Origin of the sequence: Streptomyces sp. 5K101, assembly GCF_046506645.1 — a bacterium.
Classification (GTDB): domain Bacteria; phylum Actinomycetota; class Actinomycetes; order Streptomycetales; family Streptomycetaceae; genus Streptomyces.
Window position 1 is genome coordinate 101,147 of record NZ_JBKFFO010000001.1, and the last position, 15,585, is coordinate 116,731.

At 71.7% G+C, this 15,585-nt stretch carries 13 protein-coding genes; 10 read left to right on the forward strand and 3 right to left on the reverse strand.

Features of this window, described 5'->3' with window-relative positions; genetic code table 11:
• Positions 1-124: 124 nt before the first annotated feature.
• From ACLB9X_RS00505 to ACLB9X_RS00520, 4 genes are all read left to right on the forward strand, one after another.
• Positions 125-1,051 (forward strand): ABC transporter ATP-binding protein, encoded by a 927-nt coding sequence (locus tag ACLB9X_RS00505; protein WP_410358152.1) that lies wholly within the window; start codon positions 125-127, stop codon positions 1,049-1,051.
• A gap of 88 nt (positions 1,052-1,139) precedes the next feature.
• Complete coding sequence (locus ACLB9X_RS00510) at positions 1,140-1,907, forward strand: ABC transporter permease (protein WP_410358153.1); 768 nt, start codon at positions 1,140-1,142, stop codon at positions 1,905-1,907.
• Between the two features lie 49 nt (positions 1,908-1,956).
• The gene (locus ACLB9X_RS00515) at positions 1,957-3,072 is read left to right on the forward strand and encodes a hypothetical protein (RefSeq protein ID WP_410358154.1); all 1,116 of its coding nucleotides are present in this window, start codon (positions 1,957-1,959) and stop codon (positions 3,070-3,072) included.
• A gap of 33 nt (positions 3,073-3,105) precedes the next feature.
• The gene (locus ACLB9X_RS00520) at positions 3,106-4,068 is read left to right on the forward strand and encodes a COX15/CtaA family protein (RefSeq protein WP_410358155.1); all 963 of its coding nucleotides are present in this window, start codon (positions 3,106-3,108) and stop codon (positions 4,066-4,068) included.
• Between the two features lie 101 nt (positions 4,069-4,169).
• Here the strand turns inward: ACLB9X_RS00520 and ACLB9X_RS00525 are convergent, their stop codons facing one another.
• From ACLB9X_RS00525 to ACLB9X_RS00535, 3 genes are all read right to left on the reverse strand, one after another.
• Positions 4,170-5,258 (reverse strand): amidohydrolase family protein, encoded by a 1,089-nt coding sequence (locus tag ACLB9X_RS00525; RefSeq protein WP_410358156.1) that lies wholly within the window; start codon positions 5,256-5,258, stop codon positions 4,170-4,172.
• A gap of 66 nt (positions 5,259-5,324) precedes the next feature.
• Entirely contained in the window at positions 5,325-5,681 is a 357-nt protein-coding gene (locus ACLB9X_RS00530) for a hypothetical protein (RefSeq protein WP_410358157.1), read from the reverse strand.
• Positions 5,682-5,759: 78 nt separating this feature from the next.
• On the reverse strand, positions 5,760-6,707 hold the full coding sequence (locus tag ACLB9X_RS00535) for a heme o synthase (protein ID WP_410358158.1): 948 nt from the start codon (positions 6,705-6,707) through the stop codon (positions 5,760-5,762).
• 350 nt (positions 6,708-7,057) lie between these two features.
• Here ACLB9X_RS00535 and tkt point away from each other — a divergent pair, with 350 nt between their 5' ends.
• From tkt to ACLB9X_RS00565, 6 genes are all read left to right on the forward strand, one after another.
• Complete coding sequence (gene tkt, locus ACLB9X_RS00540) at positions 7,058-9,145, forward strand: transketolase (protein ID WP_410358159.1); 2,088 nt, start codon at positions 7,058-7,060, stop codon at positions 9,143-9,145.
• Between the two features lie 34 nt (positions 9,146-9,179).
• Positions 9,180-10,298, forward strand: coding sequence for a transaldolase (gene tal, locus ACLB9X_RS00545; RefSeq protein ID WP_410358160.1), 1,119 nt, complete (start codon positions 9,180-9,182; stop codon positions 10,296-10,298).
• A 6-nt stretch (positions 10,299-10,304) separates the two neighbouring features.
• Positions 10,305-11,837, forward strand: coding sequence for a glucose-6-phosphate dehydrogenase (zwf, locus tag ACLB9X_RS00550; protein ID WP_410358161.1), 1,533 nt, complete (start codon positions 10,305-10,307; stop codon positions 11,835-11,837).
• Positions 11,834-12,880 (forward strand): glucose-6-phosphate dehydrogenase assembly protein OpcA, encoded by a 1,047-nt coding sequence (opcA, locus tag ACLB9X_RS00555; RefSeq protein ID WP_410358162.1) that lies wholly within the window; start codon positions 11,834-11,836, stop codon positions 12,878-12,880. The genes zwf and opcA overlap by 4 nt, the downstream gene beginning before the upstream one ends.
• Complete coding sequence (gene pgl / locus ACLB9X_RS00560; RefSeq protein ID WP_410358163.1) at positions 12,877-13,659, forward strand: 6-phosphogluconolactonase; 783 nt, start codon at positions 12,877-12,879, stop codon at positions 13,657-13,659. Before opcA ends, pgl begins: the two co-directional genes overlap by 4 nt.
• Before the next feature lie 453 nt (positions 13,660-14,112).
• Positions 14,113-15,576, forward strand: a complete 1,464-nt coding sequence (locus tag ACLB9X_RS00565; protein ID WP_410358164.1) for an aminopeptidase P family protein — start codon at positions 14,113-14,115, stop codon at positions 15,574-15,576.
• The last annotated feature ends 9 nt before the right edge of the window (positions 15,577-15,585 follow it).

Sequence of the window (15,585 nt, forward strand, 5' to 3'; positions counted from 1 at the left end):
GGTGATCCTTCCCCGTCCGCGGCCGCCTCCACCCGGTGCCCGTGACCTGGGCCGCCGGCCGGTGCGCACGGCGGGTTCCGGGGCCGCGGCCCGAGCGGTTCCGGCGGGTCCTTAGACTTCCCGCATGAGCAACGAGTCCGCCGTCCAGATCCGGGGCCTGGTCAAGCGGTACGGATCGAAGACCGCGGTGGACGGCCTGGACCTCGACGTCGCCATCGGCTCCGTGACCGCCGTGCTCGGCCCCAACGGAGCCGGCAAGACCACCACGGTGGAGACCTGCGAGGGTTACCGCCGCGCCGACGCCGGCACGGTCCGCGTCCTCGGTCTCGACCCCGTCGCCGACGCGGCCCGGCTGCGTCCCCGGATCGGCGTGATGCTGCAGTCCGGCGGCGTGTACTCGGGCGCCCGTGCCGACGAGATGCTGCGCCACATGGCGAAGCTGCACGCCCACCCCCTGGACGTGGACGCCCTGATCGAACGGCTCGGACTCGGCAGCTGCGGACGCACGACGTACCGCCGCCTGTCCGGCGGCCAGCAGCAGCGGCTCGCGCTCGCACTGGCCGTCGTGGGCCGACCGGAACTCGTGTTCCTCGACGAACCGACCGCCGGGCTCGACCCGCAGGCCCGCCGGGCCACCTGGGAGCTGGTGCGCGAACTGCGCGCCGACGGCGTCACCACCGTGCTGACCACGCACTTCATGGACGAGGCCGAGGAGCTTGCGAACGACGTCGCGATCGTCGACGCGGGCCGGGTGATAGCCCGCGGCACCGCGGAGGAGCTGTGCCGCGGCGGCGCCGAGAACACCCTGCGCTTCACCGGCCGCCCCGGGCTCGACCTCGGCTCGCTCCTCAAGGCGCTCCCGGACGGCACGGCCGCCGCCGAGCTCACGCCGGGCGCGTACCGGATCAGCGGCCAGGTCGACCCGCAGTTGCTGGCGACGGTCACGACCTGGTGCGCCCAGCACGGCGTGATGCCGGACGGCATCTCGGTCGAGCGCCACACGCTGGAGGACGTCTTCCTGACGCTGACGGGCAAGGAGCTGCGCGGATGAGGCGGCACGGCACGGGCATCGGCCGGGGGTCCGGGGGTCGTCCCCCGGGAAGACACAGCCTGACGCTGACGGGCAAGGAGCTGCGCGGATGAGCGCCGGTACGTACACGCCGATGCCGGGCGCGGCGCCGCTGACCCGCATGATCGCGGCGCAGGCCGCCTTCGAGACGAAGATGCTGCTGCGCAACGGCGAGCAGCTGCTGCTCACCGTGGTCATCCCGTCGCTGCTCCTCGTCCTGTTCTCCACGGTCGACATCGTCGACACGGGCAGGGGAAGGGCCGTCGACTTCCTCGCCCCCGGTGTCCTCGCGCTCGCCGTGATGTCGACGGCCTTCACCGGCCAGGCGATCGCGACCGGCTTCGAGCGGCGCTACGGGGTGCTCAAGCGGCTGGGGGCCTCGCCGCTGCCGCGCTGGGCCCTGATGTGCGCCAAGACGCTGTCGGTCCTGGTCACCGAGGTCCTCCAGATCGTGCTGCTGACCGTGATCGCCTTCGCGCTCGGCTGGTCCCCGCAGGGCAACCCGTTCTCCGTGCTCCTGCTGCTCGTCCTCGGCACCGCCGCCTTCTCGGGGCTCGGCCTGCTGATGGCCGGGACGCTCAAGGCGGAGGCGACGCTGGCCGCCGCGAACCTGGTCTTCCTGCTGCTCCTGGTGGGCGGCGGCGTGATCGTTCCGCTCGACCGGTTCCCCGGCGCCGTCGCCTCGGCCCTCGGGCTGCTGCCGATCTCGGCGCTGTCGGACGGACTCCGCGACGTTCTGCAGCACGGCGCGGGCATGCCCTGGGGCGATCTAGGAATCCTTTCGGTGTGGGCGCTGCTCGGACTGGGGGCGGCCGCCCGGCTCTTCCGCTGGGAGTGAGGCGCGCGCCAGGATGCTCCCGTCGGGACCCGCACGACTGGAGGTCTGGATGGAGCGGACTGCCGCACTGCGGCTGGATGCCGAGTGGGCGAAGGTCAGGGCCGGCCGGCCCGGCGCCTCGCCCCGCGCACGCGAGCGCATGCTGACGGATCTCATCGCCGCCCTCGCCCCGCACGCGGCGGACGATCTGTCCCTGACCGCCAGACTGAGCCTTCGGTACGGCGACCTGGCGCGGCACCACTTCGACACCGGCAGCCGCACGGAGGCGCTGGCCGCCGTCGAGAAGGCCGTTCGGCACTGCGCCGAGCCCGCGCGGCACGACGACGAGCACGCCCGCTGGTACGCCAGGGCCCTCATCAGCCAGGCCGTCTACCTCGCCGAGCCGCTCAGCGACGAGCTGGGACTGCCCCGCTACGCCTTCCGTCCGCACGGCGAGCAGCCGTCGGCGGAGGACCGGCTCGCGGGCCTCGCCGCCGTCGAGGCCACCCATCGGGCCATCGCCGTGTGGGAGGGCCTCGACCGGGACGAGCCGCGCAACCAGGAGGGTCTCGCCCAGGCGTACGCCTTCCTCGGCGACCGGCTGGAGGAGCTCGGGCGGCCGGTGGACGCGGCCGAGTGGGCCGTACGCGCGGAGCGGGCCTTCCACGCGGTGTGGACGCCCGAGCCGGCCGAGCGTGCGCACGCGGCCGTGCTGGGCCATCTCGGGGACCAGCTGGAGCGCAGGCTGCGGCGCTGCCCCTTCGACGGCGGGCTCACACAGCTGCACAAGCGCGAGCTGCTGCCCGAGCGGCTGGTGCCGCTCGCGGTCCTGGCCGCCCGGATCGACGGCGTGGCCAAGGACGCGATCGCGGAGGGGCTGGCGCTGGACCGGTCCGAGGTGCGGCGGATCCTGCGGGCGCGCTCGTGGCGGGCGGTGTGGCGGTTCGACGTGCGCGCGGACGACGGGGCGTGGACGGCGATGGCGTATCCGTGGCGCGGGACGGACGCGATGACCGACCGCACCGCGGACGCGGTCGCCGCGGATCTGACCGACGCGTTCCTGCAGTCGCCGGACCGGCCGCCCCAGGGGGTGCCGTGGCGGTTCGCCCTGTGGTGGGAGGAGGAGGACCACCTGGACGGGGCTCGCTTCCGGACGACGTTCCCGCCCACGCCCGACCCCTCGTGAATCGGTGCACAAGCCCCGCCTACGATAGGGGCCGTGCAGACCCCCCTCGCCTATATCGCCCACCGCTGGACACCGTCGCCGAAAACCCTGCGACGTGCGGCGCTGTCCGCCGTCCTGATGACCGTGCTCATCGTCGTCACGGGCGGCGCCGTCCGGCTGACCGGCTCCGGTCTCGGCTGCGACACCTGGCCCAAGTGCACGGACGACAGTCTCTTCGCCACGCCCGAGCAAGGTCTCCACGGCGCGATCGAGTTCGGCAACCGGATGCTGACGTACGTGCTGTCGGCCGCGGTCGGCTGGGCGATCATCGCGGTGCGCTCCGTCAAGCCGCGCCGACGGGGGCTCACCAGGCTGGCATGGCTGCAGTTCTGGATCGTCATGGGCAACGCCGTCGTCGGCGGCCTCACGGTCTGGGCCGGCCTCAACCCGTGGTCGGTCGCCGGGCACTTCCTGCTCGCCAACGCGCTGCTGACGGTCGCGACCGTCACCTGGGTGCGCACCGGCGAGGGCGACGCGGAGCCGCGTCCCCGGGTGCCGCGTCCGGTGCGCAAGCTGTCGTGGGCGATCGTCGTGGTCTCGGCGGTGCTGATCGTGCTCGGCACGTCGGTGACCGGCTCCGGCAAGCACGCGGGCGACAGCAGCGACGTGCCGCGCATGCCGTGGGACTGGGCGGCCGCCGCACACGTCCACGCGATCTCGGCGTGGGTGGTGTGCGCGCTCGCCGTGGCGATGTGGCTGGTGCTGCGGGTGGTGGACGCCCCGGACGACACCCGGGCCCGGGCACGTGACCTGCTGCTGGTGGTGCTCGCGCAGGGCGGGATCGGCTACGTCCAGTACTTCACCGGCGTCCCGGAGCTCCTGGTCGGCGCGCACATGCTCGGCTCGTCGCTGATGTGGATCGCGGTGCTGCGGCTGGCGCTCAGCCTGCGGGAGCGGCCGCAGAGCACGGCACCGCTTCCGGCGCAGCCGGGCGAAGCGGCTCTCTCCGCGGCCTGACGGCCGCACGCTGCCGGGGGACCGGCGCACGGAGTCTCCCGTGGGGAACATCCCCGCGGCAGCGTGCGGGACGACGGCTGACGACCGGCGCCCGGCAGGGGTCACACCAGCCCGTAGACCCGCCGCGCGTTGCCCGCCGCGAGCATTCCCGCGACGCGTTCCGCGTCCGACCGGGCCCACGCGCCGTCGCCCACCCAGCCCCCGAGCACCCGGCTCATCGCGTCGCGGAAGATACGGGCACCGACCACGTGCAGTTCCGGCAGGCCCCGTGCCCCGCTCGAGAACAGCAGCTTCCCGAACGGGGCCAGTTCCAGGATCTCGGCCAGCACCTCGGCCGCCCGCGCTCCCGTGCGGGTCAGGGCAGGACCCAGATCGGCGTACACGTGCGGGTACTCGCTCGCCAGCCGGGCCGCGCTGCGATGGTGCGGGTAGCCGTGCAGCAGCACCAGATCGGTGCCCAGACCGGCCGTCGCCGCCGCGAACCCAGCGAGCCGCACCGGGTCCCCGACGCCCAGGTGTATCTGCACGGGCAGGCCCGACGCGACCGCGACCCACAGCAGATGGCGCAGCAGCACCGGGTCGGTCAGCGGGTCGCCCGCCTGACGGGCGGCGATCCAGCGGCCCGCGGCGCCGCGCACCTCCCCCGGCTCCGGCGGCTGCGGATCGCGGGCGGCGCCGCCCGAGGCGGCGGCAACGGTGGTGAAGGCGACGGCGGAGCCGGCCGCCCCGTGCACCGCCTCCGCCAGGTTGGCGAGGAAGGACTCGACCGTGCCCGAGGTGTCGGCGACCTGCTCGGCGAGCAGTTCGAGGCGGACGATCTCGCGGGCGTCGGCCGCCCCCGCCGCGGCGACCTCCCCCGGCCCGGCGAGATCCCCGGGAGGACCGGTGTCGACCAGGTAGGTGTCGATGCCGGTGCCCCGCAGCAGCCGTCTGCCCGCCTCGATCACGCCCAGCTCGCGTCGGCGGGCCAGGTAGTGGGCGGGCGGGCAGTGGGGGTCGAGGCCGAGCAGTGGCGGGCACCAGCGCCGTACGGCGAAGCCGGTCTGGGTGTCGAAGAACGTGGTGCCCGCGGCCGACGCCCCGGCCCCTGGTCCGAGTAGTGCCTCGAAGGTGCCGAGGCCCAGTTCCGTACGGAGCACCCCGTGGCAGTACTGGTCGACCAGACGCACCGAGGACGCGGCGTCGATCATCGGGAGCTCCCTGTCTAGGACCGTGCTTCCACAGTCCTAACGGGTGAGCCCCGGGTGAGGTGTTGCTCAGCGGTCGGACGGGCCGCCGACCTGGATGCCCGCCATGCGGGTCCACTCGTACGGGCCGGTGCGGACCTTCGCCGCGAAGTCGCCGTCGAAGGACTCGTGGAGCGTGATCCCGGACTTCTCGGCCGCGTGCACGGCGACGGCGTGGCTCGGCGCGATGAGGTCGCCCCAGCCGCCGTCCTCGCCGACGAGCACGATGCGGGTGCCCATCTGCCCGATGTACGCGAGCTGGCCCTCGGCGCCGCCGTGCGCCGCGGAGAACGACCGGATCTGCTTGGCGAGCTTCGCCGCCTTGCGCTCGGCCTTCGCGGCCTGCTTGGCGTCCTGCGCGCTCTCGTCAATCTGGGTGTCTGCCATGGTCAGGATGCTACCGGCGGGTAGATCGCTTGGCGACGGCAGAACGACGTGGTCTGCCCCACGCCACGCGGCCATCGCCTAGCGCAGGAAGGGGTCCACCGCCACGGCCACGAAGAGCAGCGAGACATAGGTGATCGACCAGTGGAACAGCCGCATCTCCTTGAGCTTGCCGCCCGTCGCCCCGTTCTTCGCGCGGTTCTGCAGCGCGTGGGCCTCCCACAGCCACCAGCCGCCCGTCGCGAGCGCCACGGCCGTGTAGAACCAGCCGGTGTAGCCGAGCGGGGTCAGCAGCAGCGAGACGGCGACCATCACCCAGCTGTAGACGACGATCTGCCGGGCCACGACCTTGTTCCCCGCGACGACCGGGAGCATCGGGACGCCGACGCGGGCGTAGTCCTCCTTCACCTTCATCGACAGCGGCCAGTAGTGCGGCGGCGTCCAGAAGAAGATGACGAGGAAGAGGATGACGGCGGCCCACGACATCGAGTCGGTCACGGAGGACCAGCCGATCAGCACGGGCATGCAGCCGGCGATGCCGCCCCAGACGATGTTCTGCGCGGTGCGGCGCTTGAGGATCATCGTGTAGACGACGACGTAGAACAGCAGCGCGCCGAGCGACAGGGCGGCGGACAGCCAGTTGACGAGCAGCCCGAACCAGAGCGTGGAGATCACGGCGAGGGCGAGGCCGAAGACCAGCCCCTCGCGCGGCGACACCATGCCGGTGACCAGCGGGCGCTGGGACGTGCGGTCCATCAGGGCGTCGATGTCGCGGTCGATGTACATGTTGAGCGCGTTGGCTCCGCCGGCGGAGAGGTAGCCGCCGAGGCAGGTCGCGAGTACCAGCCACAGGTCCGGCACACCCTGCTCGGCCAGGAACATCACCGGCACAGTGGTGATCAGCAGCAGCTCGATGATCCGCGGCTTGGTCAGCGCCACGAATGCCTTGACGCGGGCACCGAACGGCCGATGGCCCCCCGGGCTCGGAGTCAAGACGACCCCTGCGGGTCGGGACTCGACGGCCGTCACGCACACCCCTGACAGAGAAAATCCCAGCAAGCCTCCGGGAGGGCCTCCCATGTCCGAAGGGCGATGGGGGCGTGAGGACCCGTGACGACTTGCGCGTACCACGCCACTCTAGACGTAGCGCCTGTGCCGATCTTCGCCGGGGTGGCGTCGTGTTGAGCCCGTCCCCGACGCCTCGCGTATACATGCCCGACAGGCGAACGGCACCCCGTACCCGCACTCTGACAATGTCCGACCCATCTCGTGAGACGCGCGGTCGCAAAAGGGCGCAGTGCTGCGAAGGTAGGCTCGACATCGCCCGGTGCACCCCTCGTCACCGGGATTCGACATGTGGAGAGGAGCCCTGACCCAGGGTGAGCACCAAGCCGACCACCACAGACCTCGAGTGGACCGCAGTGGACCAGCGGGCAGTCGACACCGTCCGCGTCCTGGCCATGGATTCCGTACAGAAGGTCGGCAACGGCCATCCGGGTACGGCCATGAGCCTGGCGCCGGCCGCGTACACCCTCTTCCAGAAGGTGATGCGGCACGACCCGGCGGATGCCGACTGGACCGGGCGCGACCGGTTCGTGCTGTCCGCGGGCCACTCGTCCCTGACCCTCTACATCCAGCTGTACCTGGCCGGCTTCGGCCTGGAGCTGGACGACCTCAAGGCGTTCCGCACCTGGGGCAGCAAGACCCCGGGCCACCCGGAGTACGGGCACACCACCGGTGTCGAGACGACGACCGGCCCGCTCGGCCAGGGCGTCGCCAACGCCGTGGGCATGGCGATGGCCGCCCGCTACGAGCGCGGCCTGTTCGACCCCGAGGCCGCCCCGAGCACCTCGCCGTTCGACCACTTCGTGTACGCGATCGCCGGTGACGGCTGCCTCCAGGAGGGCATCTCCGCCGAGGCGTCCTCGCTCGCGGGCCACCAGAGGCTCGGCAACCTGATCATGCTGTGGGACGACAACCACATCTCGATCGAGGGCGACACCGAGACCGCGATCTCCGAAGACACCATGAAGCGGTACGAGGCCTATGGCTGGCACGTGCAGCGCGTGGAGCCGAAGGAGAACGGCGACCTGGACCCGGCCGCGCTGTTCGCCGCGATCGAGGCCGCCAAGGCCGTCACCGACCGGCCGTCGTTCATCGCGATGCGCTCGATCATCGCCTGGCCCGCCCCGAACGCGCAGAACACCGAGGCCGCGCACGGCTCGGCGCTGGGCGAGGAGGAGATCGCGGCCACCAAGCGCGTCATGGGCTTCGACCCCGAGCAGCACTTCGAGGTCTCGGACGAGGTCATCGCGCACACCCGCAAGGCGCTCGACCGCGGCCGCGAGGCCAGGGCCGAGTGGGAGAAGGCGTTCGCCGCGTGGCGCACGGCCGACCCGCAGCGCGCCGCGGAGTTCGACCGCATCCGGGCCGGCGAGCTGCCCGAGGGCTGGGAGGAGAAGCTGCCCGAGTTCGAGACGGGTAAGGGTGTCGCCACCCGCGCCGCCTCGGGCAAGATCCTCCAGGCGCTGGGCGCCGTGATCCCCGAGCTGTGGGGCGGCTCGGCCGACCTGGCCGGTTCGAACAACACGACGATCGACAAGACGTCGTCGTTCCTGCCCGCGGACAACCCCCTGCCGGAGGCCGACCCCTACGGCCGCACCGTGCACTTCGGCATCCGCGAGCACGCCATGGCCGCGGTCATGAACGGCATCGCCCTGCACGGCAACACCCGCATCTACGGCGGCACCTTCCTGGTGTTCTCCGACTACATGCGCAACGCCGTCCGCCTGTCCGCGCTGATGCACCTGCCGGTGACGTACGTGTGGACGCACGACTCCATCGGCCTCGGCGAGGACGGCCCCACCCACCAGCCGGTCGAGCACCTGGCCTCGCTGCGCGCCATCCCGGGTCTGAACATCGTGCGCCCGGCCGACGCCAACGAGACCGCGATCGCGTGGCGCGAGATCCTCCGGCGCTGGACGAAGGAGTTCGGCGTGGGCGCCCCGCACGGTCTCGCGCTGACCCGCCAGGGCGTGCCGACGTACGAGCGCAACGAGGACGCGGCCAAGGGCGGTTACGTGCTGTTCGAGGCCGACGGCGGCGAGCCGCAGGTCGTGCTGATCGGTACGGGTTCCGAGGTGCAGCTGGCCGTCGAGGCCCGTGAGCAGCTCCAGGCCGCCGGTGTGCCGACCCGTGTCGTGTCGATGCCGTCGGTGGAGTGGTTCGAGGAGCAGGAGCCGGGGTACCGGGACTCGGTGCTTCCGCCGTCCGTGAAGGCGCGCGTCGCGGTCGAGGCCGGTATCGGCCTGACCTGGCACCGCTACGTCGGGGACGCCGGCCGCATCGTCTCGCTGGAGCACTTCGGTGCCTCGGCCGACGGCAAGGTCCTCTTCCGCGAGTTCGGTTTCACCGCCGACGCGGTCGCCGCCGCCGCGCGGGAATCGATTGCCGCCGCCGCGCGCTGACGCCGGTATACGACAAGTAGGAGATGCAATTCTCATGACAGACGCACTCAAGCGCCTCTCCGACGAAGGCGTGGCGATCTGGCTGGACGACCTGTCCCGCACCCGGATCACCTCCGGCAACCTCGCCGAGCTGATCGACCAGCAGCACGTCGTCGGTGTCACCACCAACCCGTCGATCTTCCAGAAGGCGATCTCGGAGGGGCACGGCTACGACCAGCAGCTGGCGGACCTCGCCGCCCGCAAGGTGACGGTCGAGGAAGCCATCCGCATGATCACCACGGCGGACGTGCGCGACGCGGCGGACATACTGCGTCCGGTCTTCGACGCGACCGGCGGCCAGGACGGCCGGGTCTCCATCGAGGTCGACCCGCGCCTCGCGCACCACACCAAGGCGACGGTGGCCGAGGCCAAGCAGCTGGCGTGGCTGGTGGACCGCCCGAACACGCTCATCAAGATCCCGGCCACCAAGGCGGGTCTGCCGGCGATCACCGAGGTCATCGGCCTCGGCATCAGCGTGAACGTGACACTGATCTTCTCGCTGGAGCGTTACCGCGAGGTCATGGACGCCTACCTGGCCGGTCTGGAGAAGGCCAAGGAGCGCGGCCTGGACCTGTCGAAGATCCACTCGGTGGCGTCGTTCTTCGTGTCCCGCGTGGACACCGAGATCGACAAGCGCCTGGACGCCCTGGGCACCCCGGAGGCCAAGGAGGTCCGCGGCAAGGCGGCCCTGGCCAACGCCCGCCTCGCCTACCAGGCGTTCGAGGAGGTGTTCGGCAGCGACCGCTGGGCCGCGCTCGACAAGGCGCAGGCCAACAAGCAGCGTCCGCTGTGGGCCTCGACCGGCGTCAAGGACAAGGCCTACAAGGACACGCTGTACGTCGACGAGCTGGTCGCCCCCGGCACGGTCAACACCATGCCGGAGGCCACGCTCGACGCGACCGCCGACCACGGCGAGATCACCGGTGACACGGTGCGCGGCACGTACGAGCAGGCCCGTGCCGACCTCGACGCGGTGGAGAAGCTCGGCATCTCCTATGACGACGTCGTCCAGCTCCTCGAGGACGAGGGCGTCGACAAGTTCGAGGCGTCCTGGAACGACCTGCTGAAGTCGACCGAGGCCGAGCTCAAGCGCCTCGCACCCGCGGAGGGCTGACCTACCTTGTCCGGTATTGGCGGAGCCAACCCGCTCCGTGATGCTGCAGACCGACGGCTCCCGCGTATCGCGGGGCCGTCGGGCCTGGTCATCTTCGGCGTCACCGGGGACCTGTCCCGCAAGAAGCTGATGCCCGCCGTCTACGACCTCGCCAACCGGGGACTGCTGCCGCCGGGCTTCTCGCTCATCGGCTTCGCCCGTCGCGAGTGGCAGGACGAGGACTTCGCCCAGGAGGTCCACGACGCGGTCAAGCAGCACGCGCGCACGCCGTTCCGCGAGGAGGTCTGGCAGCAGCTGAGCCAGGGCATGCGCTTCGTGCAGGGCACCTTCGACGACGACGACGCCTTCGAGCAGCTGAAGTCGACCATCGAGGACCTGGACAAGGTGCAGGGCACGGGTGGGAACTTCGCGTTCTACCTGTCCGTGCCGCCGAAGTTCTTCCCCAAGGTCGTGCAGCAGCTGAAGAGGCACGGTCTCGCGGACCAGAGGGAGGACTCCTGGCGCCGCGCGGTCATCGAGAAGCCGTTCGGTCACGACCTGGCCTCCGCCAGGGAGCTCAACCAGGTCGTCCACGAGGTCTTCCCGCCCAACGAGGTCTTCCGGATCGACCACTACCTGGGCAAGGAGACCGTCCAGAACATCCTGGCGCTCCGGTTCGCGAACACGCTGTTCGAGCCGATATGGAACCGCTCGTACGTGGACCACGTGCAGATCACGATGGCCGAGGACATCGGCATCGGCGGCCGTGCCGGGTACTACGACGGCATCGGCGCCGCCCGTGACGTCATCCAGAACCACCTGCTCCAGCTGCTCGCGCTGACCGCCATGGAGGAGCCCGCCTCCTTCGACGCGGACGCGCTCGCGGCCGAGAAGACCAAGGTGCTGGGCGCGGTCAAGCTGCCCAAGGACCTGGCCGCCAGCACGGTCCGCGCGCAGTACGCGGCCGGCTGGCAGGGCGGCGAGAAGGCCGTCGGCTACCTCCAGGAAGAGGGCATCGACCCCGCGTCCAAGACCGACACGTACGCCGCGATCAAGCTGGAGATCGACAATCGCCGCTGGGCGGGCGTCCCCTTCTACCTGCGCACCGGCAAGCGGCTGGGCCGCCGCGTCACCGAGATCGCGGTCGTCTTCCAGCGCGCCCCGCACTCCCCGTTCGACTCCACGGCCACGGAGGAGCTGGGCCAGAACGCCCTGGTCATCCGCGTGCAGCCGGACGAGGGCGTGACCCTGCGCTTCGGTTCCAAGGTGCCCGGTACCTCCATGGAGGTGCGGGACGTCTCGATGGACTTCGCCTACGGCGAGTCGTTCACCGAGTCCAGCCCGGAGGCGTACGAGCGGCTGATCCTCGACGTCCTGCTCGGCGACTCCAACCTCTTCCCGCGGGTGGAGGAGGTCGAGCTGTCCTGGGAGATCCTCGACCCGATCGAGCGGTTCTGGGACACGAACGGCAAGCCCGCGCAGTATCCCGCGGGCACCTGGGGGCCCGCCGAGGCGGACGAGATGCTCGCACGAGACGGACGGAGCTGGCGCCGGCCATGAAGATCGACCTCACGGACACCACGGCCAGCAAGATCAACAAGGCGCTGGTGCAGGGTCGTCGCGCGATCGGCACCCCCGCGGTCGGCATGGTGCTCACCCTTGTCATCGTCACCGACGAGGAGAACGCCTACGACGCGCTCAAGGCCGCCAACGAGGCGTCGCGCGAGCACCCGTCGCGCACGCTCGTCGTCATCAAGCGCGTCTCGCGCTCCCCGCGCGACCGCGCCAAGGCCCGCCTCGACGCCGAGGTCCGCGTCGGCGCCGACGCGGGCACGGGCGAGACGGTGATCCTCCGGCTGTACGGAGAGGTCACCGACCACGCCCAGTCCGTGGTGCTCCCGCTACTGCTGCCCGACGCGCCCGTCGTCGTCTGGTGGCCGGTGAACGCGCCGACCGACCCGGCGTCCGACCCGCTGGGCGCGCTGGGCCAGCGCCGCGTGACCGACACGTACGCGGCCGAGCACCCGGTGCACGAACTCACCGCCCGCGCCGAGGCGTACAGCCCCGGGGACACCGACCTGGCCTGGACCCGGATCACGCCGTGGCGCTCGATGCTCGCGGCCGCTCTGGACCAGGTCACCTGCAAGGTGACGTCGGTCGAGGTGGAGGGCGAGGAGTTCAACCCGAGCTGCGAGCTGCTGGCCATGTGGCTCGCGGACCGGCTGGACGTCCCGGTGAAGCGGTCGCTGTCGGCGGGCCCCGGCCTCACCTCGGTCCGCCTGGACTCCACGTGCGGGCCGATCGTGCTGGACCGGCCGGACGGGTCGCTCGCGACCCTGTCCATCCAGGGCCAGCCCGACCGCGCGGTGGCGCTCAAGCGGCGTGAGACGGCCGAGCTGATCGCGGAGGAACTGCGGCGGCTCGACCCGGACGACACGTACGCGTCGGCACTGCGGTACGGGGTGCACCGGCTGAGCGACCCGGTGGCGGAGGTGGCGCCGGCGGCCGAGCAGGCCGGCCCGGCGGAACAGGCCGCCCCGGCCGAGAAGAAGGCGGCGCCCGCGAAGAAGGCCGCTCCGGCGAGGAAGGCGGCGGCGAAGTGAGCGCGCCGCAGCTGGTCGTGCACCACGACAAGGAACTGATGGCGCAGGCCGCGGCGGCCCGGCTGATCACCAAGATCGTGGACGCCCAGGCCGCCCGCGGTTCGGCGTCGGTGGTCCTGACCGGCGGCCGCAACGGCAACGGCCTGCTGGCCGCGCTGAGTTCGGCCCCGGCGCGTGACGCGATCGACTGGTCGCGGCTCGACCTGTGGTGGGGCGACGAGCGCTTCCTGCCGGACGGCGACCCCGAGCGCAATGTCTCGCAGGCCCGTGCGGCCCTGCTGGACCAGGTGCCGGTGGACCCGGCGCGGGTGCACGCCATGCCGGCGTCGGACGGGCCCCACGGCTCGGACGTGGACGCGGCGGCCGCGGCCTACGCGGCCGAACTGGCCGCGGCTGCCGGGCCGGAAGACCATGGCCCCGTGCCGACCTTCGACGTGCTGATGCTGGGGGTGGGCCCCGACACGCATGTGGCGTCGCTCTTCCCGGAACTGCCTGCGGTCCGCGAGACGGAGCGCACGGTCGTCGGCGTCCACGGGGCGCCGAAGCCGCCCCCGACGCGTGTCTCGCTCACGCTGCCCGCGATCCGCGCGGCGCGCGAGGTGTGGCTGCTCGCGGCGGGCGAGGACAAGGCGAAGGCGGTCCAGATCGCGCTGTCGGGCGCGGGCGAGATCCAGGCGCCGGCGGCGGGCGCGTACGGCCGGGCCCGCACGCTGTGGCTGCTGGACGCGGCGGCGGCGTCCCAACTCCCGCGCGCGCTGTACCCCCCGGCCTCGGCTTAGCCGCGCTTCGCGCCATCGACGGGCTGGGGCTGCCGCACTGCGGCAGCCCCAGCCCGTCGGCGTTTTCGAGAGCGCCGCGCCGCCCCGCGCATCGGTTGACCTGGGAGCGAAACCTAGAGCGAGTCAGCAGGTCAGCCCATCGACAAATGATGTAAAAGGACCCGTCACGATTCAGACACATGTATGAAGCGAGGCGGTAGGGCGTCTGCCAGAGTGCCGTTCACAGTGTGGACAAGCGCGGTGACCTGAAGTTTGAGCGTTCGTCAGCTGCTGAGGGGGGTCGCGGGGGCAGGGGCCCGTGCGGGAGACAGGGCTCGCCGCACGCCGGTGCCGTCGACTCGGTCCAGGGGGGCCTTCGGCGACGTCGTGCCCGCGCGGTGCGTCTCACGCTGGGTTTTTCTCGGGCCGGCCCGCCCCTTCGGCTGTCGGCCGTATGCGATTGAGGAGCAGTGCGTGAGCGATTCGACTCAGGAGGCGGTTGTGACCCAGGAGCACGACGAGAACAAGAAGCGGAAGAACGGCCTGTACGCGGGGGTGAGCGACGAACTCGCCGAGAACATGAAGCAGGGCTGGGCGGACACCGAGCGGCACGACCTCGAACCCGTCCCGCAGGCGGCGCACACCGCGCGCCGCCGGGCGGAGCTGTCCGCCCGCTTCCCCGGTGAGCTGCTGGTGATCCCCGCCGGCAACCCGAAGGTCCGCTCCAACGACACGGACTACCCGTTCCGTCCGTCCTCCGACTACGTCTACCTGACGGGCGATCAGTCCCAGGACGCCGTACTGGTCCTGGAGCCCGGCCAGGACGGTACGCACCAGGCGACCGCCTACCTGCTCCCCCGCTCCGACCGCGAGAACGGCGAGTTCTGGACCGACTACCACGGCGAGCTCTGGGACGGCCGCCGCAACAGCCTCACCGAGAACGAGCAGTTGCTCGGTCTGCCCTGCCGCGATGTCCGCACGCTGACCGAGCGGCTCGGCGCGGCCACCGGCCCGATCCGCCTGCTGCGCGGGTACGACGCTGCCGTCGACGCCGCGCTGAACGACAAGGTGACCGCCGAGCGCGACAACGAGTTCCGCGTCTTCCTCTCCGAAATGCGCCTGGTGAAGGACGAGTTCGAGATCGCCGACCTTCGCTTCGCCTGCGACGCCACCGCCCGTGGCTTCGAGGACGTCGTGCGCCTCCTCGGCACCGACACGCCGACGCTGGAGCGCGCCATCGAGGGCACGTTCTGGATGCGCGCGCGGATCGAGGGCAATGACGTCGGCTACGCCTCGGTCTGCGCCGCGGGCCCGCACGCGACGACCCTGCACTGGGTCCGCAACGACGGCGAGGCCCGTCCCGGCGACCTCCTGCTGCTCGACGCCGGAGTGGAGACCCGCAACCTCTACACCGCCGATGTCACCCGCACCCTGCCCGTCGACGGCCGCTTCACGCCGATCCAGCGCAAGGTCTACGACGCGGTGCTGGCGGCGCAGGAGGCCGGCATCGCCGCGGTCAAGCCCGGGGCCGGGTACCGGGACTTCCACGAGGCCGCCCAGCGGGTTTTGGCCGAGCACCTGGCCGCCTGGGGCATGTTCGGTGACCGGTCGGCCGACGAGGCCTACGAACTGGGGCTGCACCGCCGGTGGACCCTGGCCGGCACCGGCCACATGATCGGCCTGGACGTCCACGACTGCGCCAAGGCCCGTACCGAGATGTACGTGGACGGCACGCTGGAGGCGGGCATGGTGCTCACCGTCGAGCCGGGAATGTACTTCCAGTCCGACGACCTGACGGTTCCCGAGGAGTACCGCGGCATCGGCGTCCGGATCGAGGACGACATCCTCGTCACCGAGGAGGGCAACGAGAACCTCTCGGCAGCCCTGCCGCGGGCCGCGGACGAGGTGGAGGCCTGGATGGCCCGCCTTTGCGGCTGACACCGACCG

Excerpts from the sequence above, each read along its gene's own strand:
- ACLB9X_RS00530 (WP_410358157.1), bottom strand. The coding sequence starts at position 5,681 with ATGGCAGACACCCAGATTGACGAGAGCGCGCAGGACGCCAAGCAGGCC.
- ACLB9X_RS00515 (WP_410358154.1), top strand. The coding sequence starts at position 1,957 with ATGGAGCGGACTGCCGCACTGCGGCTGGATGCCGAGTGGGCGAAGGTC.
- ACLB9X_RS00510 (WP_410358153.1), top strand. The coding sequence starts at position 1,140 with ATGAGCGCCGGTACGTACACGCCGATGCCGGGCGCGGCGCCGCTGACC.
- opcA (WP_410358162.1), top strand. The coding sequence starts at position 11,834 with ATGAAGATCGACCTCACGGACACCACGGCCAGCAAGATCAACAAGGCG.
- ACLB9X_RS00505 (WP_410358152.1), top strand. The coding sequence starts at position 125 with ATGAGCAACGAGTCCGCCGTCCAGATCCGGGGCCTGGTCAAGCGGTAC.
- tal (WP_410358160.1), top strand. The coding sequence starts at position 9,180 with ATGACAGACGCACTCAAGCGCCTCTCCGACGAAGGCGTGGCGATCTGG.
- ACLB9X_RS00525 (WP_410358156.1), bottom strand. The coding sequence starts at position 5,258 with ATGATCGACGCCGCGTCCTCGGTGCGTCTGGTCGACCAGTACTGCCAC.